The organism is Hydrogenophaga sp. T2 (genome assembly GCF_049843535.1).
Lineage (GTDB): Bacteria > Pseudomonadota > Gammaproteobacteria > Burkholderiales > Burkholderiaceae_C > Hydrogenophaga > Hydrogenophaga crocea.
In genome coordinates this window covers 293396-315873 of record NZ_JBBHZJ010000006.1, presented here as the reverse complement: position 1 = coordinate 315873, position 22478 = coordinate 293396, and the positions used below count along the sequence as shown (strand labels likewise).

At 69.5% G+C, this 22478-nt stretch carries 23 protein-coding genes; 11 read left to right on the top strand and 12 right to left on the bottom strand.

Annotated features, from left to right (window positions below; all coding sequences use genetic code 11):
* Positions 1–1185, top strand: coding sequence for a cation:proton antiporter (locus WDZ95_RS16155; protein ID WP_425779869.1), 1185 nt, complete (start codon positions 1–3; stop codon positions 1183–1185).
* A 21-nt stretch (positions 1186–1206) separates the two neighbouring features.
* Here the strand turns inward: WDZ95_RS16155 and WDZ95_RS16150 are convergent, their stop codons facing one another.
* Positions 1207–2262 carry an RNA methyltransferase gene (locus WDZ95_RS16150; RefSeq protein ID WP_166229317.1) on the bottom strand — a complete coding sequence of 352 codons (1056 nt, stop codon included), beginning with the start codon at positions 2260–2262 and terminating at the stop codon, positions 1207–1209.
* A 79-nt stretch (positions 2263–2341) separates the two neighbouring features.
* Between WDZ95_RS16150 and WDZ95_RS16145 the strand changes: the two genes are divergently transcribed.
* The 3 genes from WDZ95_RS16145 to WDZ95_RS16135 are packed head-to-tail and all read left to right on the top strand — an operon-like array spanning position 2342 to position 3881.
* Positions 2342–3211: a pirin family protein gene (locus WDZ95_RS16145; RefSeq protein ID WP_425779866.1), complete on the top strand. Its 870-nt coding sequence runs from the start codon at positions 2342–2344 to the stop codon at positions 3209–3211.
* 59 nt (positions 3212–3270) lie between these two features.
* Positions 3271–3486: an AbrB/MazE/SpoVT family DNA-binding domain-containing protein gene (locus WDZ95_RS16140; protein ID WP_425779864.1), complete on the top strand. Its 216-nt coding sequence runs from the start codon at positions 3271–3273 to the stop codon at positions 3484–3486.
* The gene (locus WDZ95_RS16135) at positions 3486–3881 is read left to right on the top strand and encodes a type II toxin-antitoxin system VapC family toxin (RefSeq protein ID WP_425779862.1); all 396 of its coding nucleotides are present in this window, start codon (positions 3486–3488) and stop codon (positions 3879–3881) included. The genes WDZ95_RS16140 and WDZ95_RS16135 overlap by 1 nt, the downstream gene beginning before the upstream one ends.
* A 4-nt stretch (positions 3882–3885) precedes the next feature.
* On the opposite strand, the gene WDZ95_RS16130 is transcribed toward WDZ95_RS16135, so the two are convergent.
* The 10 genes from WDZ95_RS16130 to WDZ95_RS16085 all read right to left on the bottom strand — a co-directional run bounded on the left by WDZ95_RS16130 (position 3886) and on the right by WDZ95_RS16085 (position 12714).
* A complete protein-coding gene (locus tag WDZ95_RS16130) occupies positions 3886–4125 on the bottom strand; it encodes a hypothetical protein (RefSeq protein WP_425779860.1) in 240 nt (79 codons plus the stop codon).
* Positions 4126–4195: 70 nt separating this feature from the next.
* On the bottom strand, positions 4196–4666 hold the full coding sequence (locus WDZ95_RS16125) for a DUF1348 family protein (RefSeq protein ID WP_166229309.1): 471 nt from the start codon (positions 4664–4666) through the stop codon (positions 4196–4198).
* 4 nt (positions 4667–4670) lie between these two features.
* Positions 4671–5114 (bottom strand): cyanase, encoded by a 444-nt coding sequence (cynS, locus tag WDZ95_RS16120; protein ID WP_425779858.1) that lies wholly within the window; start codon positions 5112–5114, stop codon positions 4671–4673.
* Positions 5115–5234: 120 nt separating this feature from the next.
* Positions 5235–6104, bottom strand: coding sequence for an ABC transporter ATP-binding protein (locus WDZ95_RS16115; protein ID WP_425779856.1), 870 nt, complete (start codon positions 6102–6104; stop codon positions 5235–5237).
* Entirely contained in the window at positions 6094–6963 is an 870-nt protein-coding gene (ntrB, locus tag WDZ95_RS16110; RefSeq protein ID WP_425779854.1) for a nitrate ABC transporter permease, read from the bottom strand. The genes WDZ95_RS16115 and ntrB overlap by 11 nt, the downstream gene beginning before the upstream one ends.
* A 1-nt stretch (position 6964) precedes the next feature.
* Entirely contained in the window at positions 6965–8374 is a 1410-nt protein-coding gene (locus WDZ95_RS16105; protein WP_425779852.1) for a CmpA/NrtA family ABC transporter substrate-binding protein, read from the bottom strand.
* Between the two features lie 144 nt (positions 8375–8518).
* On the bottom strand, positions 8519–9211 hold the full coding sequence (locus WDZ95_RS16100) for a response regulator (protein WP_425779850.1): 693 nt from the start codon (positions 9209–9211) through the stop codon (positions 8519–8521).
* Entirely contained in the window at positions 9208–10419 is a 1212-nt protein-coding gene (locus WDZ95_RS16095) for a PAS domain-containing sensor histidine kinase (protein ID WP_425779848.1), read from the bottom strand. The genes WDZ95_RS16100 and WDZ95_RS16095 overlap by 4 nt, the downstream gene beginning before the upstream one ends.
* A gap of 52 nt (positions 10420–10471) precedes the next feature.
* Positions 10472–11422 carry a TerC family protein gene (locus WDZ95_RS16090; RefSeq protein ID WP_425779846.1) on the bottom strand — a complete coding sequence of 317 codons (951 nt, stop codon included), beginning with the start codon at positions 11420–11422 and terminating at the stop codon, positions 10472–10474.
* Between the two features lie 233 nt (positions 11423–11655).
* Positions 11656–12714 carry a homocysteine S-methyltransferase family protein gene (locus tag WDZ95_RS16085; protein ID WP_425779844.1) on the bottom strand — a complete coding sequence of 353 codons (1059 nt, stop codon included), beginning with the start codon at positions 12712–12714 and terminating at the stop codon, positions 11656–11658.
* Between the two features lie 70 nt (positions 12715–12784).
* On the opposite strand from WDZ95_RS16085, the gene WDZ95_RS16080 reads away from it, so the two are divergent.
* From WDZ95_RS16080 to WDZ95_RS16070, 3 genes are all read left to right on the top strand, one after another.
* Entirely contained in the window at positions 12785–13204 is a 420-nt protein-coding gene (locus WDZ95_RS16080) for a rhodanese-like domain-containing protein (protein ID WP_166229292.1), read from the top strand.
* 21 nt (positions 13205–13225) lie between these two features.
* Entirely contained in the window at positions 13226–15127 is a 1902-nt protein-coding gene (gene recQ / locus WDZ95_RS16075) for a DNA helicase RecQ (protein ID WP_425779842.1), read from the top strand.
* Between the two features lie 347 nt (positions 15128–15474).
* Positions 15475–15819, top strand: coding sequence for a hypothetical protein (locus WDZ95_RS16070; RefSeq protein ID WP_166229288.1), 345 nt, complete (start codon positions 15475–15477; stop codon positions 15817–15819).
* Between the two features lie 63 nt (positions 15820–15882).
* On the opposite strand, the gene WDZ95_RS16065 is transcribed toward WDZ95_RS16070, so the two are convergent.
* The gene (locus tag WDZ95_RS16065) at positions 15883–18156 is read right to left on the bottom strand and encodes an ATP-binding protein (protein ID WP_425779965.1); all 2274 of its coding nucleotides are present in this window, start codon (positions 18154–18156) and stop codon (positions 15883–15885) included.
* Between the two features lie 270 nt (positions 18157–18426).
* Here WDZ95_RS16065 and WDZ95_RS16060 point away from each other — a divergent pair, with 270 nt between their 5' ends.
* From WDZ95_RS16060 to WDZ95_RS16045, 4 genes are all read left to right on the top strand, one after another.
* Positions 18427–19626 (top strand): threonine ammonia-lyase, encoded by a 1200-nt coding sequence (locus tag WDZ95_RS16060; RefSeq protein ID WP_425779840.1) that lies wholly within the window; start codon positions 18427–18429, stop codon positions 19624–19626.
* An 18-nt stretch (positions 19627–19644) separates the two neighbouring features.
* Positions 19645–20049, top strand: a complete 405-nt coding sequence (locus tag WDZ95_RS16055; protein ID WP_425779838.1) for a PaaI family thioesterase — start codon at positions 19645–19647, stop codon at positions 20047–20049.
* A gap of 53 nt (positions 20050–20102) precedes the next feature.
* A complete protein-coding gene (locus WDZ95_RS16050; protein WP_166229282.1) occupies positions 20103–20243 on the top strand; it encodes a hypothetical protein in 141 nt (46 codons plus the stop codon).
* A 316-nt stretch (positions 20244–20559) separates the two neighbouring features.
* A complete protein-coding gene (locus WDZ95_RS16045) occupies positions 20560–22416 on the top strand; it encodes a phosphoenolpyruvate carboxykinase (GTP) (protein ID WP_425779836.1) in 1857 nt (618 codons plus the stop codon).
* Positions 22417–22478: the final 62 nt, after the last annotated feature.

Genomic DNA, 22478 nt, shown 5'->3' with positions numbered 1-22478 from the left:
ATGAGCTCCTCCGAAATCTTCCTGGTCGCCCTGCTGATCGTGTTCAGCCTGCCTTACCTGGTCTGGCGGCTGGGCCGCACCGACCCCGTCGCGCCGCTGGTGGTGGTGCAGATCCTCACCGGCATCGTGCTCGGGCCCGGCGTGCTCGGCGCGGCGTTTCCCGAGCTCCACCGCTTCGTCTTCAACGCGCCCGTGACCCAGGCGCTTTCGGGCGTGGCCCAGTGGGCGGTGATGCTGTTCGTGTGGATCGCGGGCATCGAGCTCGATCTGCGCCAGGCCTGGGCGCACCGGCGCGAGAGCGGCATCACCGCGGGCCTGGCGCTGGGTGTGCCGCTGCTGCTGGGCGCGGCCGCGGCCGTGGTGCTGCTGCTGACGCCGGGCTGGATCGGGCCGCGCGCGCTGCCCTGGCAGTTCCTGCTCGGCATCGGCATGGCCTGCGCGGTCACGGCCCTGCCCATCCTGATCCTGCTGATGGAGAAGCTGCAGATCCTGCGCGCGCCGCTGGGCCAGCGCATCCTGCGCTACGCCAGCCTCGACGACATCGTGATCTGGGCCGTGCTCGCCATCATCCTCACCGAATGGGCGCGCGTGGGCCGGCAGATCGGCTTCCTCGCGGTGTTCGGCCTGTGCACCCTGTTCATGCGCCGCCTCATGCGCGCGGTGCCGCCGGCCGACCGCTGGTACCTGGGCCTGATCTGGCTGGCCGCCTGCGGCCTGGCCGCGGACTGGGCCGGCCTGCACTACATGGTGGGCGCGTTCCTGGCCGGTGCGGTGATGGACGCCGAGTGGTTCGACCAGGCCCAGCTCGACCAGCTGCGCCACCACGTGCTGCTGGTGGTCATGCCGGTGTTCTTCCTGAGCACCGGGCTGCGCACCGAATGGCAGGCCGGCGGCCTGGCGGTGCTCGGCGCGGCCGCGCTGCTGCTGGCGGTGTCGGTGGGCGGCAAGCTGCTCGCCATGCGGCTGGCGGGCCGCTGGCTCGGCTGGCCGCGCGACGAGGCACGCGTGATCGGCTGGCTGCTGCAGACCAAGGCGCTGATCATGATCATCTTCGCCAACGTGCTGCTCGACAAAGCCCTCATCACCAGCGCCACCTTCACCGCGCTGCTGCTGATGGCGGTGGGCAGCACCATGCTCACGGTGCCCATGGTCACGCCCACGCTGGCGCGCTGGGCGCGGGGCTGAGGGCGACAGGCCGCGCCGTGTTCAGGCCGGGCCGGCGCTGCCCACCGGGCGCCGGCGCAGCGCCACCACGCGCTCGCCGGTGTCGAGCGAGCGCGCGCGCAGCTGGCCGCAGCCGGCGTCCACGTCCTGCCCCGCGGAATGGCGCAGCTTGGTGAGGATGCCGCGGCGGTGCAGGCGGCGCGCGATGTCGGCCGCCTTCTCCCACGCGGGACGCTGGAACGGCAGGCCGTCCACGGCGTTGTACGGGATCATGTTCAGCACGCCGTAGCGCCCGCCGAGCAGGCGCACGATGCCCTCGATCTCGTCGTCGCCGTCGTTGACGCCGTCGAGCAGGGTCCACTGGTATTGCACCGGGTAGCCGGTGGCGCGCGCGTAGGCGTCGGCGCGCTCCACGAGCTGCTCGGGCGACAGGCGCGGGGCGCGCGGCAGCAGCCGCTCGCGCAGATCGGCGCGGGTGGTGTGCAGCGAGAGCGCGAGCGCGGGCTTGACCACGCCGCGCGGCAGCGCGTCGAAGGCGCGCTCGTCGCCCACGGTGGAGAACACCAGGTTCTTGTGGCCGATGCCGCCGACGGTGCCCAGCAGCCCGATGGCCTCGAGCACCGCGTCGAGGTTGTGCGCGGGCTCGCCCATGCCCATGAACACCACCTTGTTCACCGGCCGGCCCGCACGCGCCAGCGCCACCTGGGCCACGATCTCGGCGCTGCCGAGCTGGCGGATCAGGCCGCCCGTGCCGGTCATGCAGAAGCCGCAGCCCACGGCGCAGCCGACCTGGGTCGACACGCAGAGCCCGCCGCGCGGCAGGCGCACGCTCTCCACGGTCTGGCCGTCGCGCAGCGCCACCAGCAGGCGCGCCGAGCCGTCTTCGCCCGGGTGCTCGGCCTGCAGCCGTGCCAGGCCCGCGAGTTCGTCGCGCAGCGCGGGCAGGGCCTCGAACAAGGCCTTGGGAAAGTGGTGCTCGGGTTTGCGGCGGCCGGCGTCGGCGGGCAGCGCGTGCAGCCAGTGGCGCAGCACGCGCTGCGCATGCAGCGGCCCGGCCCCGAGGGCCGTGAGGCGTTGGTGCAGCTCGCTCAGGTGCATGGGGCGGGGATTGTCGCCCAGCGGCGCGGGCCCGGGCCCCAGGCCCCACAATGGCCGCCCGAGACCCGAGGAGACCCCGATGCTGGAAATGGTGATCACCGCGCGCGCCGCCGACCTGGGCCACGGCCTGACCGTGCGGCGCGTGCTGCCCTACGCGAAGCGCCGCATGGTCGGTCCCTTCATCTTCTGGGACCACGCCGGGCCGGTCACGCTGTCGCGCGAGGCCATCGCGGGCGCCGACGTTCGGCCGCATCCGCACATCGGGCTGGCCACGGTGAGCTACCTGCTCAGCGGCTCGATGACGCACCGCGACAGCCTGGGCACGGTGCTGGACATCCGCCCCGGCGACGTGAACTGGATGACCGCGGGGCGCGGCATCAGCCACAGCGAGCGCTTCACCCACCCCGACTCGTTCGAGGGCGGCGGGCTGGAGCTGATGCAGAGCTGGGTGGCGCTGCCCGCCGAGCACGAAGAGACCGCACCCGCCTTCGCGCACACGCCCAAGGCCGAACTGCCCGAGTGGCGCGAGGACGGCGTGTGGCGGCGGCTGGTGGCGGGCGAGGCCTACGGCGCAAAGAGCCCCGTGACCACGCTCTCGCCGCTGTTCCACGTGCACGCCGAGGCCGAGGCGGGCGCGCGCGTGCGCCTGCCGGGCGGCCATGCCGAGCAGGCGCTGTACGTGGCGCGCGGCGAGGTCGAGCACGCGGGGCAGGCCTACCAGCCAGGCCAGTTGCTGGTGTTCGGGGCCGACACCGACGCCTTCGTGACCGCGCGCGGCGCGGCCACGCTCATGCTGTTCGGCGGCGAGCCGCTGGGCGAGCGGCACATCTGGTGGAACTTCGTGTCGTCGCGCAAGGAGCGCATCGAACAGGCCAAGGCCGACTGGGCGGCAGGGCGCATCGCGCTGCCGCCGGGTGACGATCAGGAGTGGATTCCGCTGCCGGGCTGACAGGGCATCACGAACCGGCTATTCTTACGAATCGTCGATCGATGCCAAAAGGGCCAGACATGAACGCGACCGCCACCCTGTCCAGCAAGTTCCAGATCTCCATCCCCAAAGCGGTTCGGGAAGAGCTGCGCTGGGAGGCGGGCCAGTCGTTCGTGTTCATCCCGAAAGACAAGGGCGTGCTGGTGATGCCGGTCCCCGCGCTCAACGAACTCGCCGGCCTGGCCAAGGGCGCGCGGAACAAGGAGGGCTACCGCGACCGCAAGGACCGCTACTGATGGCGGCCCGTCTGCGGGTGGTGGACACCTCCGCGTGGATCGAATGGCTCACCGGATCCGCCCTGGGACAGCAGCTTGGCAAGCAACTGCCGACCGCGGCCGATTGCATCGTGCCCACCATCGTGCAGCTCGAATTGTCCAAGTGGCTGTGGCGGGAAGTGGGCGAGGCACAGGCCGACCAGGTGCTCGCCTACACCATGACCTGCCAGGTGGCCGAACTCGACACCACCACCGCCTTGCTCGCGGCCCAGATGCACCGGGAACACAGGCTGGCCACAGCGGATGCCATCGTTTATGCGAGCGCCGTGCAACGCGGTGCCGAACTGCTCACCTGCGACGCCCACTTCGAAGGCCTGCCGCACGTGATCTGCTTCAACAAGGCCACGCGCCGCTGAGCCCTCACGGCCACATGGGGTCGTCGGCGCGTTGGCGCGCCACGCGCGCCGCGCCCCACACCACCTGCAGCCGCCGGCTCTGGCGCGCCAGGCTTTCGGCGACCTTGTCGATCACGTAGCGCCGGCGCGCGGCTTCGCCGGGCACGTCGAACTCCCAGAGCTTGAGCGAGCCGTCGGGCTGCTCTTCGACCAGGATGGCGAAACGCCCATAGGGATCGCGGTAGTTGAGGGTGCGGCAGTACATGGCGGACAGGCTTCACGGGCGAGCCCGTGAGTCGCGCGCCGGCCGCTTCGGGTTCCCGCGCGCGGCGCGGCTACAGCCCGAGTTCGCTCAGCCCCGGGTGGTCAGCCGGCCGCGGGCCCAGCGGCCAGTGGAACAGGCGCTCGCTCGCATGGATCGGGCGGTCGTTGATGCTCGCGTGGCGCTGCGCCATGTAGCCCTGCTCGGTGAACTGCCAGTTCTCGTTGCCGTGCGAGCGGTACCACTGGCCCGAGTCGTCGTGCCATTCGTAGACAAAGCGCACGGCGATGCGCGCGCCATCGAAGGCCCAGAGCTCCTTGATGAGCCGGTACTCGAGCTCCCTGGCCCATTTGCGCGTGAGGAAGGCGTGCACCTCGTCGCGGCCGCGCGGGAACTCGGCGCGGTTGCGCCAGCGGGTGTCGGGCGTGTAGACCTTCACCACGCGGTCGGGGTCGCGCGTGTTCCACGCGTCCTCGGCCATGCGCACCTTGTCGGTGGCCGATTCGCGCGTGAACGGCGGCAGCGGCGGGCGCGGCTCCGTCATGGGCTCAGTACTGCTTGTACGGCAGGAACTTGCCCGACATCACGATGTTCACGCGGTCGCCGTTGGGGTCGGCCTGGCGCTTCATGTCCATCTTGAAGTCGATCGCGCTCATGATGCCGTCGCCGAACTCTTCGTGGATCAGCTCCTTGAAGGTGGTGCCGTACACGCTCACGAGTTCGTAGAAGCGGTAGATCAGCGGGTCGGTGGGCACGCTGGTGGGCAGCGAGCCCTTGTAGGGCACGACCTGGAGCCATTTCTGCTCTTCGGCGGTGAGGCCGAAGATCTTGCCCAGCACCTTGGCCTGGGCGGGCGTGGCGGTCATCTGGCCCAGGCACAGGGCGGTGGTCCATTCCTTGGACTGGCCGACTTTCTTGGCCACGTCTTCCCACTTCAGCCCTTTGCTGACCTTGGTGGTGACGATCTTTTCGGTGACGGCGATACGGCTCATGGTTTGCCTCGGAGGTTGTGGTTGAGTGACGGGGGTTAAACAAGGGGTGCCGCGGAACCGGCTTTGCCGGGCCGCAGGCGCCGCCCCCTTGAGGGGGACGCGCGCAGCGCGACGGGGGTGTCAGTGAGCTCTTGCCCGCGAGACGAGGAAATCGACGATGTGGTTGCGCAGCGCGTAGTAGCCGTCGAGGTGGTGCAGCTGGGTGCGCGTGCGATCGCGCGGCAGCGGGTTGTTGACCACCTCGGCCAGACCGCCGGGCTTGTAGACGCCGCCGGCCTCCGCGCCGTTGCTCATGAGCAGGATGCGGTCGGCCAGCAGGATGGCCTCGTCCACGTCGTGCGTGATCATGAAAACGGTCTGCTGGGTCTGGCGCACGATGCCCATGAGCTCGTCCTGGATCGTGCCGCGCGTGAGCGCGTCCAGCGCGCCGAAGGGCTCGTCGAGCAGCAGCATCTTGGGCTGAATGGCGAAGGCGCGCGCGATGCCCACGCGCTGCTTCATGCCACCCGAGAGCTGCGAGGGCTTCTTGTCGATGGCGTGGGCCAGGCCCACCATCGCCACGTACTTTTCCACCTGCGCGTCGAGCTCGGTGCGGCCCATGTCGGGCCAGCGCGAGCGCACCGCGAAGGCGATGTTCTGGCGCACCGTGAGCCAGGGCATGAGCGCATGGCCCTGGAACACCACGCCGCGCTCCAGGCTGGGGCCGGCGATCTCGCGGCCGTCCATGAAGGCATGGCCCTGGCTCGCGGTGTCCAGGCCCGCCAGCACGTTGAGGATGGTGGTCTTGCCGCAGCCGCTGTGGCCGATGATGCAGACGAACTCGCCCTTCTGGATGCCGAAGTTGACGTCGGCGAACACGGGGCGGTCGGCCTGGTAGGCCTTGCCGAGGTTCTCCACCTGCAGGAAGGCGCGGGGGCTGGCACTCATGGGCGCATCTTTCGTTGCCGGCGCCGCGGACGCGGGGCCAAGTTGACGGGAATCACTCCACATAGGTCACCGCCTTCTGCAGCTGCGCGAACACCAGGTCGAGCAGCATGCCCACGACGCCGATCATCAGCACCGCGAAGATCACGTTGGTGAGCGAGAGGTTGTTCCACTCGTTCCACACGAAGTAGCCGATGCCGGTGCCGCCCACGAGCATCTCGGCGGCCACGATGACCAGCCAGGCGATGCCCATGCTGATGCGCATGCCCGTGAGGATGGTGGGCGCGGTCGCGGGCAGGATCACCAGGAAGGCCTTGCGCAGCGGGTTCACCTCGAGCGTGGCGGCCACGTTGAGCCAGTCGCGCTTGACCGAGGCCACACCGAAGGCGGTGTTGATCAGCATCGGCCAGATCGAGCAGATGAAGATCACGAAGATGCCGCTCACGCTCGAGTCCTTGAGCGTGTAGAGGGCCAGCGGCATCCAGGCCAGCGGGCTGATGGGCTTCAAGACCTGCACGAAGGGGTTGAAGGCCTTCTGCATGAGCGGCGACATGCCGATCAGGAAACCCAGCGGCAGCGCCACCAGCATCGCGAGCACGAAGCCCAGGCCCACGCGCGCCAGCGAGTGCGCGAGCTGGATGCCGATGCCCTTGTCGTTGGGGCCGTTGTCGTAGAACGGGTCCGACAGGTGGCCCCAGCTGGTGCGTGCGACCTCCAGCGGCGGCGGAAAGCCGCTGCCCTTGGCGGCGCCACCCGTGGGGTCCTTGCCCATCATCTTGGCGTACTCGATCTCTTCGGCCGTGAGGTTGCCGGCCGCCGCGCCCGCGGCGCCGGTGGTGGTGGCGAGCTGCCAGGCGCCGATGAAGACCGCGAACAGCAGCAGCGAGACCAGCGCGGCGCGCAGGTTGAGGTGCAGGCGCTTCATCTCAGGCCGCCTTGCGGATCGCGAAGCTGTTGAGGTACTCGGCGGGCTTGGCCGGGTCGAACACCTTGCCCATGATGGTGTGCTTCTCGTAGGCCGGGCCGGCCTTGAAGTCCTGGCCAAGGTCCTTCATGTGCTTGCGCGCGTCGGTGATGAGGAACACGCGCTCGGCGATCTGCTTGTAATCGACCTCGCCCTTGATGTAGCCCCAGCGCTGCATCTGCGTGAGCATCCACACCGCCATGCTCTGCCAGGGCATGGGGTCGAAGTCGGCGCGCTCGGGCACGTTCTGGATCTTGCCCAGGCCGTCGGCGAAGCGGCCCGTGAGCACCTGCGTGAGCACCGCCTCGGGCTGGTTCAGGTACTGCGTGGGCGCGATCACCTTGGCGATGAGCTCGCGGTTCTTGGGCTGGCGTGCCATGGCCGCGGCGTTGAGCACCGCGCGGTACAGGGCCGCGAAGGTGTTGGGGTTCTGGCGGATGAACTCGGTGCTGGTGCCGAAGGCGCAGCAAGGGTGGCCGTTCCAGAGGTCTTTGGTGAGCACGTGGATGAAGCCCACCTCGTCGAACACCGCGCGCTGGTTGAAGGGATCGGGGCCGAGGAAGCCGTCGATGTTGCCCGCGCGCAGGTTGGCCACCATCTCGGCCGGCGGGATCACGCGCAGCTGCACGTCGGTGTCGGGGTTGAGGCCGTTCTCCGCGAGGTAGTAGCGCAACAGGAAGTTGTGCATCGAGTACTCGAAGGGGATGCCGAACTTGAAGCCCTTCCAGTTCTTCGGGTCGCGGTTGTCCTTGTGCTTGAGGCTGAGCGTGATGGCCTGGCCGTTGATGTTCTGCACCGTGGCCACGTTCATGGGCACGGCGTTGCTGCCCAGGCCCAGCGAGATGGCCAGCGGCATGGGCGACAGGAAGTGCGAGGCGTCGTACTCCTTGTTGATCATCTTGTCGCGCACCAGGGCCCAGCCCGCGGTCTTGGTGACCTCCACGTCCAGGCCCTGCTTGCTGTAGAAGCCCAGCGGGTGGGCCATGATCAGCGGCGTGGCGCAGGTGATGGGGATGAAGCCCACCTTGAGCTTGGTCTTCTCGAGCGCGCCCTTCTCCTGCGCCATGGCCTGCAGGCTGGCCACGGGCAGCACGCTGGCGATGGCGGCCATGGCGGTGCGCCGGCCCACGGCCTTGAGGAAGGCGCGCCGCACCGGCTCATGCGGGAACAGCGACTTCACCAGCGTGGCCTCGACGAAGGCGTTGCTGTAGGCCTCGAACTCGCTGGTCTCGCTGCGCTCGCGCAGCGTGGCGGCGGCCTGCGCGGCCGCGGCCTCTTCGGCCTGGTGTTCGGCCACGCTGTGGTCGCGGCCACAGCTGCACTTGAGCATCAGCGGCTTGTCGGCGTTGTACGGGTCGAAGAATTCGGACATGGCGCACCTCATGGATTGGAGATGCCTGTCCATTTGCAAGGGCCGGGCCAGTTGGGGCCCGGCGCGGCCCGCTTCGGCGGCCCGGCGTGTTTTCGTGGGCCCGCGCCCGATGCCGTGTAGGGCCAGCCCTACAAAGCGCGCCGATCAGCCGCCCGCGCGGTGCCTTTCGGCGTACAGCGCGAGCTCGACGTCGTTCTTGGTGCCGGTCTTTTCGAGGATGCGCGCCCGGTAGGTGCTCACCGTGTTGGGGGCCAGGCCGAGCTGTGCACCAATTTCGCTCACGGTGAGCCCCTGCGTGAGCAGGCGGTAGACCTGGTGCTCGCGGTGCGACAGCGCCTCGGGCCCGACCTGCGCGTGCGCGCCGCCGACGGCCGCGGCCAGCGCCTCGGCCGTGGCGGGTGTGAGGTAGCGGCCGCCGCCCGCGCACTTGCGCACCGCGAGCAGCATGTCGTCGGGGTCGGCGCTCTTGTTGAGGTAACCGCAGGCGCCCAGGCGGATGCAGCGGACCGCGTACTGCTTCTCGGGGTAGGTGCTGAGCATGAGCACGGGCAGGCGCGGGTGCTCCTTGCGCAGGCGCTGCAGCACGTCGAGGCCGTCGCTGCCGGGCATGGCCACGTCGAGCAGCACCAGGTCGATGCCCTCGGGCCCGCCGAGCGCGCGCACCTGGGCCAGCACCTCGTCGCCGCTCTGCGCCTCGGCCACCACGGTCACGTCGGGCGCTTCGGCCAGGATCTGCTTGAGGCCTTCGCGCACGATGCGGTGGTCGTCGCCGATCAGCACGCGGATGGTGTCGGCCAGCAGGTCGAAGCGGCTGGCCTCGCTGAATTCGCTGTTCATGCGGTCTGGTCGGGTTTGAGCGCCATGGTGAGCGCCATGTGCGTGCCCTGGCCCGGTTGGCTCTGGATGTGGATGTCGCCCCCGAAGTGCCGCGCGCGTTCGCGCATGCCCATCACACCGTAGGCATCCGCGGCCTCGAAGGCCTGGGGGGGCGCGCCGATGCCATCGTCGCGCACCGACAGTTGCAGCTGCCCGTCGCGGTGACGGATGCGCACCGCCACCCGACGGGCCCGCGCGTGGCGGCCGACGTTGGAGAGCATCTCCTGGAAGATGCGGAACACCGCCATGGCCTGCGGCTCGGCGGGCTCGGGCGCGTCGTCCACGTCCATGTGCCAGTCGAGCGCCAGTTCGGCGCTGGCCACGAATTCCTGCGCCTGCCATTCGAGCGCGGCCCACAGGCCCTGGTGGTCGAGGATGCTGGGGCGCAGGTCGGTGATGATGCGGCCCACGTTGTCGACCGCGTTCTCGATCAGCCGGCTCATGTTCTGGCACTTGCAGCGCATGCGCGCGCGCATGTCCTCGGCCTCGGGCGCGCTGCGCCGGCCCTGCTCGGACAGGCGCTTGTCCATCCAGTTCACGTCCATCTTGAGCGCCACCAGCAGGCTGCCCAGCTCGTCGTGCACCTCGCGCGCGATGCGGGTGCGCTCTTCTTCGCGCACGGCTTCGGTGCGCGCCGCGAGTTCGCGCACCTGGTGCAGCGCGGTCTCCAGGGCATGGGTGCGCTCGCGCACCCGCAGCTCGAGCTCGTCCTTGGCGGCCTGCAGCGCGTCGGCCGCGCGGCGGCGCTCGGTGATGTCGATGAAAGTCACGACCGCGCCGCGCACCGCGCCGCCATCGACGATGGGGTGGCTGCTGTACTCGACCGGAAAGGCGCTGCCGTCGCGGCGCCAGAACACCTCGGTGTCGATGCGGCAGGGCTCGCCACCGCGAAAGGCGTTGAAGATGGGGCAGTCTTCCACCGGGTAGGCCGCGCCGTCGGCGTGCGAATGGTGGGTGAGCTCGTGCATGTTGCAGCCCAGCAGCTCTTCGGGCCGGTAGCCGATCATGCGCGCGCCGGCGTGGTTGATGAACACGCACAGGCCGTCGAGGTCGACGCCGAACACGCCCTCGCCCGTGCTCGCGAGCAGCAGGCCCAGCGGGTCGCGCCAGGCCGCGGTGGACGGGGCCACCGCGCTGCTCACCAGGCTGGGGATCTCGAGTGCGCTCATGGCACAGGCATTAGCAACGCCTGTGCCATGTTGGTGCGCGCCGCGGCAGTGCTCAGGTGTTCGGCGCGGTCTTGGCGCTCCAGACCATGGTGATGGCCAGGATGCCCACCACCACGCCCAGCGACACCGCCACCGGGATCTTGAAGATGTCGATCAGCATCATCTTGGTGCCGATGAACACCAGGATCACCGCCAGGCCGTAGTTGAGCAGGTGGAACTTGCTGGCCACGGCCTGCAGCAGGAAGAACATGGCGCGCAGGCCCAGGATGGCGAACACGTTGCTCGTGAGCACGATGAACGGATCGCGCGTGATGGCGAAGATGGCGGGGATGGAGTCGACCGCGAAGATCACGTCGGTCACGCCCACCAGGGCCACCACCATCAGCAGCGGCGTGGCGATGCGCTTGCCGTTCTCCACGGTGAAGAACTTTTCGCCGTCGAAGTTCTGGCTCACCGGCATGAGGCGGCGCAGCAGCTTGAGCGCGGGGTTCTCGTCGAGGCTGGGCTCCTTGCCCGCGGCCCACCACATCTTGACGCCCGTGAGCACCAGGAAGGCACCGAACACGTAGAGGATCCAGTGGAACTGCGCCAGCAGCCAGCCGCCGATGAGGATCATCACCGTGCGCAACACGATGGCGCCCAGGATGCCGATCATGAGCACCCGCTTCTGGAATGCCGGTGGCACCGCGAAGTAGGTGAAGATCATCAGGAAGACGAAGATGTTGTCGACCGCCAGGCTCTTCTCGATCAGGTAGCCCGTGAGGAACTCGAGCGACTTCTCGTTGGCCACCGCGGTCGAGCCCGTGGTGTCCTTGACGGCCCACCAGAGCAGGCCGTTGAACACGAAGCTCAGCGCGATCCAGATCAGCGACCAGTTGAGCGCTTCCTTCACGCCCACTTCGTGCGCGCCCTGCTTCTTGAGCAGCACGAAGTCGACGAACAGCGCGGCCAGGACGAACGCGACAAAAACCACCCACAACCACAGCGGGGCAATGCTTTCCATGAAAGACCTCAGTTTTGGTGTTGACGAACACCCCAAGGTCTTGCCACCACCACCCGCTGGGTGGCTGGACGTTCCCGGCGGCCTTTGACAACCGCGAATTGACGAGAACGCCGCACTGCCGAGGCCTCGCTGTGCGCGGGGTGGCAGGCCGACTACTCCCCTTGAAGGGAAGCGCGATTGTCACCGCGGCCCCGATACCCGAGCAAATCGTCGGGTATCGGGCAGGGCCGGGCTCAGGCGGCTTCGGCGTAGAAGCCGGCGCGATGGCGCGGCGCCAGTGGCTGCACCGCGCGGCCGATGGCGGCGATGTGGTCGGGCGTGGTGCCGCAGCAGCCGCCCACGATGTTCACCAGGCCCTCGGCCGCGAACTCGTGCAGCAGGCGGCTGGTGACCTCGGGCGTCTCGTCGAAGCCGGTGTCGCTCATGGGGTTGGGCAGGCCGGCGTTGGGGTAGCAGCTGATGAAGGTGTCGCCCGCGACCTTGGCGAGCTCCTGGATGTAGGGCCGCATCAGCGCCGCGCCGAGCGCGCAGTTCAGGCCCACGGCCAGCGGCTGCAGGTGGCGCACGCTGGCCCAGAAGGCGCTCACCGTCTGGCCGCTGAGGATGCGGCCCGAGGCGTCGGTGACGGTGCCGCTGACGATCAGCGGCAGCCGCTCGCCCGTGGCCTCGAAGACCTCGTCGATGGCGAACAGCGCGGCCTTGGCGTTGAGCGTGTCGAAGATGGTCTCGACCAGCAGCACGTCGGCGCCGCCTTCCATCAGGGCCTCGACCTGCTCGCGGTAGGCCGCGCGCAGTTCGTCGAAGGTGACGTTGCGCGCACCAGCGTCGTTCACGTCGGGGCTGATGCTCGCGGTCTTGGGCGTGGGGCCGAGCGCGCCGGCCACGAAGCGCGGCTTGTCGGCCGTGCTGAACTTGTCGCACGCTTCGCGCGCCAGGCGCGCCGAGGCCAGGTTCATCTCACGCGCGAGGTGGGCCATGTCGTAGTCGGCCTGCGCGATGGTCGTGGCGCCGAAGGTGTTGGTCTCGATCAGGTCGGCGCCCGCGGCGAGGTAGCCCTCGTGGATGTCGCGGATCACGTCGGGCCGCGTGAGGCTGAGCAGCTCGTTGTTGCCCTTCACGTCCTTGGGAAAGTCCTTGAAGCGTTCGCCGCGGTACTGCGCCTCGTCGAGTTTGAAGCGCTGGATCATGGTGCCCATCGCACCGTCGAGGATGGCGATGCGTTGCTCGAGGATGGCCGGCAGGGCCTGGGCGCGGGTGTAGCCGCGGGCGTGGGCGGAAGGGGTCTTGTCCATCAATGAATTGTAAGAAGGCCCCCCTGCCCCTCGTCGGGCAGGGGCAAGGCATGGCCGACAATACGCGCCCATGAAGCACCTGTCCCCCAAGGAAGCCTGGACCTGGCTGCAGGCCGAAACCGAGCGCCGCCGCGCGCTCGGCCAGGAACCGCCGCTGTTCGTGGACGTGCGCATGGAGATCGAATCGCTCTACGTGGGCCGTCCGCCCGGGGTCGAGAACATCCCCTGGTACGAATACCCCGACCTCACGCCCGATCCCGAGCGCTTCGCGCAGGCCGTGGCGCGCGAGGCCGGCGCCAAGGACCGCCCGCTGCTGCTGATCTGCCGCAGCGGCAAGCGCACGCTCGACGCGGCCAAGGCGCTCGAGGCCGCGGGCTTCACCGACGTGCAGCACGTGCTACACGGCTTCGAAGGCGAGCTCAACGAGCACTTCCACCGCTCCACGCTCAACGGCTGGCGCCACGACGGCCTGCCGTGGGAGCAGATGTGAGCCGGCGGGCCTGAGTCCAGCATGGGAGCGATCGACCTGGCGCCCGGCGCCGAGACCCTCGAGCAGTGCATTGGTGTGCTGCAGTCGGTGTTCGGCTACGAGGCCTTCCGCGGCCCGCAGGCGCAGATCGTCAGCCACGTGAGCGACGGCGGCGATGCGCTGGTGCTCATGCCCACGGGCGGCGGCAAGTCGCTGTGCTACCAGGTGCCGGCCATCGTGCGCGAGCGCGCGGGGCATGGCGTGGCGGTGGTGGTGTCGCCGCTGATCGCGCTCATGCACGACCAGGTGGGCGCGCTCACCGAAGCCGGCGTGAGCGCGGCCTACCTCAACAGCAGCCTCTCGCTCGACGACGCGCAGCGCATCGAGCAGCAGCTGCGCCGCGGCGAGCTCACCCTGCTCTACGTGGCGCCCGAGCGGCTGCTCACGCCGCGCTGCCAGGCCATGCTCGAGAGCCTGCACGCGCAGGGCCGGCTGAGCCTGTTCGCGATCGACGAGGCCCACTGCGTGAGCCAGTGGGGCCACGACTTCCGCCCCGAGTACCGCGAGCTCGCGGTGCTGCCCGAGCGCTTCGCGGGCGTGCCGCGCATCGCGCTCACGGCCACGGCCGACGCGCTCACGCGCGCCGACATCGTCGAGCGGCTGCAGCTGCAGGACGCGCGCACCTTCGTGAGCAGCTTCGACCGGCCCAACATCCGCTACATGCTGGTCGAGAAGAAAGACGCCACCGGCCAGCTGCTGCGCTTCATCCGCGACGAGCACATGGGCGCGCAGGGCCAGCACGACGCGGGCGTGGTGTACTGCCAGTCGCGCCGCCGCGTCGAAGAGGTGGCCGAGATGCTGCAACAGGCCGGGCTCAAGGCCCTGCCCTACCACGCGGGCCTCGACGCCGCCGTGCGCCAGCAGCACCAGGACCGGTTCCTGCGCGAAGAGGGCCTGATCATGGTCGCCACGATCGCCTTCGGCATGGGCATCGACAAGCCCGACGTGCGCTTCGTGGCGCACCTGGACATGCCCAAGAACATCGAGGGCTACTACCAGGAAACCGGCCGCGCGGGCCGCGACGGCGAGCCCGCCAACGCCTGGATGGCCTACGGCCTGCAGGACGTGGTGAACCAGCGCCGCATGATCGACGACAGCCCCGCGCCCGACGAGTTCAAGCAGGTGCTGCGCGGCAAGCTCGACGCCCTGCTGGCGCTCGCCGAGGCCAGCGACTGCCGCCGCGTGCGCCTGCTGCGCTACTTCGGCGAAGACAGCCAGCCCTGCGGCAACTGCGACAACTGCCTGAACCCGCCCGAGCTGTTCGACGCCACCGAGCCCGCGCGCAAGCTGCTCTCGTGCATCTACCGCGTGCAGCAGGCCAGCGGCCACGGCTACGGCGCGGGCCACATCATGGACATCCTGCGCGGCAAGTCGACCGAGAAGGTGCTGCAGAACGGCCATGAAACCCTGAGCACCTTCGGCATCGGCGCCGACTGGAGCGAGACCCAGTGGCGCGCGCTGCTGCGCCAGCTCATCGCCATCGAGGCGGTGCGCGTGACCGACGCGCCCTACAACACCCTGCACCTGGCCGACGGCGCGCGCGCCATCCTCAAGGGCGAGGCCGGGGTGCGGCTGCGCATCCAGGCCGAACGCGCGCCCTCGCGCTCGCGCGGCGCGCGCGCCAAGCCGCCGCTGGGCGACGACGGCTCGCCGCTGTCGCTGGTCGAGCGCGAATGCCTGGAAGCGCTCAAGACCTGGCGCGCGCAGGTGGCCAAGGCGCACAACCTGCCGGCCTACGTGATCTTTCACGACGCCACGCTGCGCGCGATCGCGCAGCGCCGCCCCACCGACATCAGCGATCTCGACGGCATCAGCGGCATCGGCGAGAAGAAGCGCGCGGCCTACGGCGAAGACGTGGTGGGCGTGGTAAGCGCCTTTCTCTGAGGCCCCCCGCCCGCCGGGAACCCCCGGGCGCGCCCTGCGGGGTTTTCACCACAAGGCGCTGCAAGCGTTCCCATTTGTGCCCGCCCCGGGCGGCCGGCACCATGCACCCATGGCTGCCACGGCCTCGATCGCAAACCCTCCGGGGCTTGCCCCGCGACCGCGGTAATGCCTTCTTCGAACTTTTCGGGGTTCCATCGGCGAGAGAGCACACCTCCGTTGGACACGCCAGACCGCCCGTCGGGAGCCGTCCATCCGCCGGCTCCCACCGCTCAAGAGCGGCGGGCCGCTGCCGATGTTCCAAGCAAGGGGTTCTCCCATCACACGAATCGACTGCACGGAGCGCGGCAATGTTTTTCAGACTGAACTGGCTTGGCAAGCGCAAGGCGCCCATCCAGCAGGACACCCAGGTGCTGGACCTGGACTATCTCGTCGACGAATTCCACGCGGCCATGGCCGACATCCAGGACCCGCTGCGCGTGCGCCTGCACGCCGCCCTGATGAGCTGCCTGTCCCCGCGCGACCTGTGGTTCCTGCGCGGCAAGCTGTTCAACCTGATCTGCAAGCACCACCACGAAGGCGAGGCCAACCGGCGCCTCGCGCGCCTGGACGCCAAGCTGGCCTTCTTTGTCGAGCACCACCCCGACTACGACGCCGACGAGCTGCCCAGCAAACCCATGAGCCTGCTGCACTGAGCGCGCAGCCCCCCATGAAAAAGGCCACCTCCGGGTGGCCTTTTTGCTGGGCGCTCGCGGGCGCTAGTGCACGAAGCCCATGCCGCGCTGCTCGCGCACCTCGGGCTTGATGCGGTGCTCGGCCTCGAGCTGCTCGAGGAACTCGGCCGGCTCCATGGCCGTCCCGAGGATGTCGGCCTGGCGCTTGACGGCCGCGAAGTCGCCCGGGCACAGCTGCTCGAGCAGCCCCAGCCGGCGGGCCCAGGCGGCGTCGAGGCGGGCCGGGTCGCCGCCCAGGGCCTCGACCACGAACATGGTCTCGCGCTGCTCGCGCGTGAGCGGCTTGAAGCGGATCTTGAACGTGAAGCGCCGCAGCGCCGCCTGGTCGATGCTGTCCATGAGGTTGGTGGTGCACACGAAGATGCCCGCGAACCGCTCCATGCCCTGCAGCATCTCGTTGACCTCTGTGACTTCGTAGGTGCGCTGCGCGCCGCGGCGGTCCTGCAGGAAGCTGTCGGCCTCGTCGAGCAGCAGCACCGCGCGCTCGGCCTCGGCCTCGCGGAACATGGCCGCCATCTGCTGCTCGGTTTCGCCCACGAACTTGCTCACGAGGTCGCTCGCGCGGCGGATCATGAGCGGGCGGCCGAGCTGCTGGGCGATGTGCTCGGCCAGCGCGGTCTTGCCGGTGCCGGGCGCGCCATGGAAACACAGGCAGCCGTGGCCGCGCGCCTTGAGCGCCTCGATGATGCGCGGGATCGGGTAGCGCGCGTCGACGTTGAGCATGTCCAGGCTGTACTGCGTGACGCTGGGGCGCTGCACCGCATCGGGGGCCCGGCCGAGCGCGCGGTCGGCGTGGAGCAACTGGCGTTCGATGAGCGCGTCGAGCATCGGCGGCGTGGCGGCCCGGGCCGCCTTGCCCGTGCGACGGCCGCTCGCGCGCACGGGCGCGGCCGCCAGCTGCGCGAAGCGCACCGCGGTGCGGATCTGCGCCGGCGTGAGGCCCTTGCGCTCGGTCAGGCGCGCCACCAGGGCGTCGCTCACGGCCACGCCGTCGAGCGTCTTGCGCACCAGCTGCTCGCGCGCGCCGGGCGGCGGGCTCTTGAGCTCGAGGTGGTAGGCGAAGCGGCGGCGAAAGGCAGGGTCGATCTGCTCGATGCGGTTGGTGATCCAGACCGTGGGCACCGCATTCGATTCAAGCACCTGGTTGACCCAGGCCTTGCCGCTCACCGAATGGCTGTGCGGCGCGGGCACCTGCTCGGCGCGCGCCATGAACTGCGCGGCCTCGTTGGAGATCGGCGGGAACACGTCCTCGACCTCGTCGAACAGCAGCGCCGACTGCGCCGTGCCTTTGAGAAAAACCTGCGCGATCTGCAGCGAGCGGTAGCGGTCGCGGCCCGAGAGCGCGTTGCCGTCGCGGTCGGCGTACTCGACCTCGAACAGCGCCAGGCCCGCGGCCTGCGCGACCACGCGCGCGAGCTCGGTCTTGCCGGTGCCCGGGGGGCCATAGAGCAGCACGTTGACGCCGGCTTCCTTGCGCGCCACGGCCTCGCGCAGCAGGCCGCTGAGCAGGCGCACGTCGTCGGCCACGTAGTCGAAGTCGGCCGGGCTCAGGGCCGACTTCGCGGCCGGCCGCGTGAACACCGCCATGAGCTCGCTCTGCGAGCGGTACTCGCGCATCAGCACCGGCGGCAGCTTCTCGCTGACCTTCATGAGGTCGGCGAGGTCGGTGATGTTGTGCTCGGAGATCAGGTTCTCGACCATGCCGATGCGCTCGAGCCGCGAGCCCGCGCGCAGCGCCTCGCCCACCTCGCTGGCCTTCACGCCGGCCACATCGGCGATGGCCGCATAGGCCTCGGGCGCGTTGTTGACCTTGAATTCGACCAGGATGGAGCGCAGGTCGCGCTGGTAGCGCGCGAGCGTGCCGTAGAGCAGCAGCGCGCGCTCGGCGCGGTTGAGCTGCAGCAGCTCGGCCAGCGCGTCGATGTTCTTCTCCACCAGCGTGCTCTGCTTCTTGAGCGCCTGGCTCAGCCAGTCGCCCGTGACGGCCAGCACCGAGAGCAGGTCCTTGGGCGCTTCCTTGGCGTATTCGTCGAGGTAGAAGAACAGCGTGCCCTCTTCATAGGGGCCGCGCCACACGCCGTAGCGGTCCATGAAGGCGCCGGTGGCGAGCTTGTCGTGGCCGGCCCAGAGGTCGTTGTCCTTGCAGCGGCGCTGCAGGAATTCGCGCAGGCGCTGCAGCACCGTGTGCGGCCACACCAGGTGGCGGCCCGCGAGCGACAGCAGGGTGTTGAGATCGCGCCGCACGTTGAAGCGCGGGCCCTGGCGCGCGGCCAGCGTGAGCACGAAGTGCGAGCACATGAGATCGAGCACCGGGGCCTGGCGCAGGCCGTGCGGCACATGCAGGCGCCCTTCGCCCAGCGCGCGCGCTTCCGGCGGGCGAACCAGGGGAGTCGGTGACAACGACCTTTTGTTCATGTGCGAACCTCGGGCGACAACCTCCACGGTGGCGGGGCGCCTGGGAGTACGGCCCCTGTGCGGCGCACCATAACGCAGCTTGATGCCTGATGGAAGTGCGTGATGACAGGCGTTCCGGGGCTTTTTCCACGGCGGCGAGGCCACAATCGCGCCATGCTCCAGATCGACGACATCCGCGCCGCGGCCGCCCGCCTCGAAGGCCAGCTCCTGCGCACCCCCTGCGTGGAATCGCGCACGCTCTCGCAGCTCACGGGCTGCCAGGTGTTCCTGAAGTTCGAGAACCTGCAGTACACCGCGTCCTTCAAGGAGCGTGGGGCCTGCAACAAGCTCGCGCAGCTCACGCCCGAGGAACGCTCGCGCGGCGTGATCGCCATGAGCGCGGGCAACCATGCCCAGGGCGTGGCCTACCACGCGCAGCGCCTGGGCCTGCGCGCCGTGATCGTCATGCCGCGCTTCACCCCCGGTGTGAAGGTGGAGCGCACCCGCGGCTTCGGCGCCGAGGTGGTGCTGCACGGCGACACGCTCGACGAGGCCCGCGCCCACGCGCGCGCACTGGCCGAGCAGCAGGGGCTGGTGTTCGTGCACCCCTACGACGACGAGGCCATCGTGGCCGGCCAGGGCACGGTGGCGCTCGAGATGCTGGCCGACGTGCCCGATCTCGACACCCTGGTGATCGCCGTCGGCGGCGGCGGCCTGATCGCCGGCATGGCCACTGCGGCCAAAGCGCTGCGCCCCGGCATCGAGGTGGTCGGCGTGCAGACCGAGCGCTTCCCCGCCATGGTCAACGCCATCAAGGGCACGCAGCACGCGCAGGGCAGCAGCACCATCGCCGAAGGCATCGCCGTGGGCACGCCGGGCGAGGTCAACATCCCCATCGTGCGCGAACGCGTGGACGACCTGCTGCTGGTCGACGAAGGCGACATCGAGCAGGCCATCGTGATGCTGCTCGAGATCGAGAAGACCCTGGTCGAAGGCGCGGGCGCGGCCGGCCTGGCCGCGCTGCTCAAGCACCCGCGGCGGTTCCGCGGCCGGCGCGTGGGCCTGGTGCTGTGCGGCGGCAACATCGACCCGATGCTGCTGGCCTCGATCATCGAGCGCGGCATGGTGCGCGCGGGCCGGCTCGCGCGCATCGCCGTCAACGCGCGCGACGTGCCGGGCAACCTCGCGCGCATCACCGCCCTGGTGGCCGAGGCCGGCGCCAACATCGACGAGGTGCACCACCAGCGCGCCTTCACGCTGCTGGCGGCCCAGAACGTGGAGATCGAGCTCGTGCTGCAGACGCGCGGGCGCGAGCACGTGCAGCAGGTGATCGGCCTGCTCAATGGCGCGGGCTTTGCCGCGCATGTCCAGTAACCCCAGCCCCCTGCCCCCATGGACCACGCCACGCTGCAAGCCGCCCTGCCCGAGTACTTCGCCCCCTGGGTCCAGGCCCTGGGCCTCACGGTCGAAAGCCACGCCGAGGGCGCGGTCACGCTGCGCCTGCCACAAAGCGACCAGCTCAGCCGCGTGGGCGGCATGCTGTGCGGCCAGGCCATGATGGCCGCGGCCGACACGGCCATGGTGCTCGCGCTGATCCGCCACTTCGGCGCTTTCCGGCCCTGCACCACGGTGCAGATGAACACCAGCTTTCTCAAGCCGCTGTCGGGGCAGGACGCGCTGATCGAGGCGCGCGTGATCCGCGCCGGCAAGAGCCTGGCCTTCGGCGAGATCGACATCCGCGGCGCCGAGGATGGCAAAAGCGCCTGCCGCGCCACCACCACCTATGCGCTGCTCTGACGCGCACATCGCCTAAAATCCGCGTTTTTCGTCGTCACCGCACCGGAGCAGACATGGCCCAGCAACCGCAGCACACCCCCGAGCAGACCGAAGACGTGGTCGAGTCCATCACGCCGCTGATGCCCATCGTGCTGCCCATCGCCGGCGGCGTGCTCATGTTCCTGCTGGCCTTCATCGCCGTCTTCATGGCCTGATCGCGGCGCACAGCCCCCGAATCCCCGCGCGGCCACCCGCGCCCAGCCGAAGGCCCCTCCACGGGGCCTTCGGCTTTTTTGCGTCCTTTCGTATGCATGCATACCGTTTTGAGCGCGCCAACTGCATCACGTTATGCGGGGTTTGCATGTAACTGGGGTGTAACCCGCAGCCCCCGTCCCTAAAATTGCGCCATTGGCCGATCCGCGCCGCCGCGCCGACCGACCCGATCCGCCGCCCAGGCCCCCCAGGACAGCCGCTTTTGCGGCTGTCGGTGTCTTGAGCCGCCCCTGGTTTTCAACCTCTGGAGTCCGTCCGATGAACTCTCCCGTGATGCAGGGCCTGGCCCTCAACACCCCCTCCTACGTGAAGCACGCACGGCTGATCGCCTGGGTGGCCGACATGGCCGCGCTGTGCAAGCCCGACCAGATCGTCTGGTGCGACGGCAGCGACGCCGAGTACGACCGCCTGTGCCAGCAGCTGGTCGACGCCGGCACCTTCAAGCGCCTGAACCCGGCCAAGCGCGCCAACAGCTACCTTGCGAGCACCGACCCCTCGGACGTGGCGCGCGTGGAAGACCGCACCTTCATCTGCAGCGAGCGCCAGGAAGACGCCGGCCCGACCAACAACTGGAAAGCCCCGGCCGAGATGCGCGCCACCCTGCAGCCGCTGTTTGACGGCTGCATGCGCGGCCGCACCATGTATGTGGTGCCGTTCAGCATGGGTCCGCTGGGCAGCCCCATCGCCCACATCGGCGTGGAGCTCTCCGACAGCGCCTACGTGGCGGTGAACATGAAGCTCATGACCCGCATGGGCAAGGCCGTGTTCGACGTGCTCGGCGCCGACGGCGACTTCGTGCCCTGCGTACACACCGTGGGCGCGCCGCTGCAGCCCGGCGAGAAGGACAAGACCGTCTGGCCCTGCAACCCCACGGTCAAGTACATCGTGCACTACCCCGAGACGCGCGAGATCTGGAGCTACGGCTCGGGCTACGGCGGCAACGCGCTGCTGGGCAAGAAGTGCTTCGCGCTGCGCATCGCCTCCACCATGGGCCGCCAGCAGGGCTGGCTGGCCGAGCACATGCTGATCCTGGGCGTGACCAGCCCCGAGGGCAAGAAGTACCACGTGGCCGCGGCCTTCCCCAGCGCCTGCGGCAAGACCAACTTCGCCATGCTGATCCCGCCGCAGGGCTTCGAAGGCTGGAAGGTCACCACCATCGGCGACGACATCGCCTGGATCAAGCCGGCCGCCGACGGCCGCCTTTACGCGATCAACCCCGAGGCCGGCTACTTCGGCGTGGCCCCTGGCACCAACACGCTGACCAACCCGAACTGCATGGCCAGCCTGAACAAGGACGTGATCTTCACCAACGTCGCGCTCACCGACGACGGCGACGTCTGGTGGGAGGGCATGGGCGATGCGCCCGCGCACGCCATCGACTGGCAAGGCAAGGACTGGACGCCGCAGATCGCCAAGGAAACCGGCGCCAAGGCCGCGCACCCCAACGCACGCTTCACCGTGGCCGCCACCAACAACCCCGCGCTCGACAGCGCCTGGGACGACCCCAAGGGCGTGGCCATCGACGCCTTCATCTTCGGCGGCCGCCGCAGCACCACCGTGCCGCTGGTGACCGAAGCGCGCGACTGGACCGAGGGCGTCTACATGGCCGCCACCATGGGTTCGGAAACCACCGCCGCCGCCTTCGGCGCTCAGGGCGTGGTGCGCCGCGACCCGTTCGCCATGCTGCCCTTCACGGGCTACAACATGAGCGACTACTTCCAGCACTGGCTCGACATGGGCAGCAAACTGAAGGCCCAGGGCGCCAAGCTGCCGGGCATCTTCTGCGTCAACTGGTTCCGCAAGGACGAGAGCGGCAAGTTCGTGTGGCCGGGCTTCGGCGAGAACATGCGCGTGCTCAAGTGGATGATCGACCGCATCGAAGGCCGCGGCCAGGGCGTGGAACACGCCTTCGGCACGAGCCCGCGCTATGAGGACATCCAGTGGAACGGCCTGGCCTTCTCGCGCGAGCAGTACGCCACCGTGACCGCGATCGACAAGGCCGCCTGGGTGAAGGAGCTGGAGCTGCACGCCGAGCTGTTCCAGCAGCTGGCCTATCACCTGCCGCGCGAGCTGACCGACACCAAGGCCCGCATCGAGCAGCGCCTGGCCGCCTGAGCGGGCGCCCCGCAGACGCAAAAAAGCCGCTCCTCGGAGCGGCTTTTTTCATGCGCGGGCGC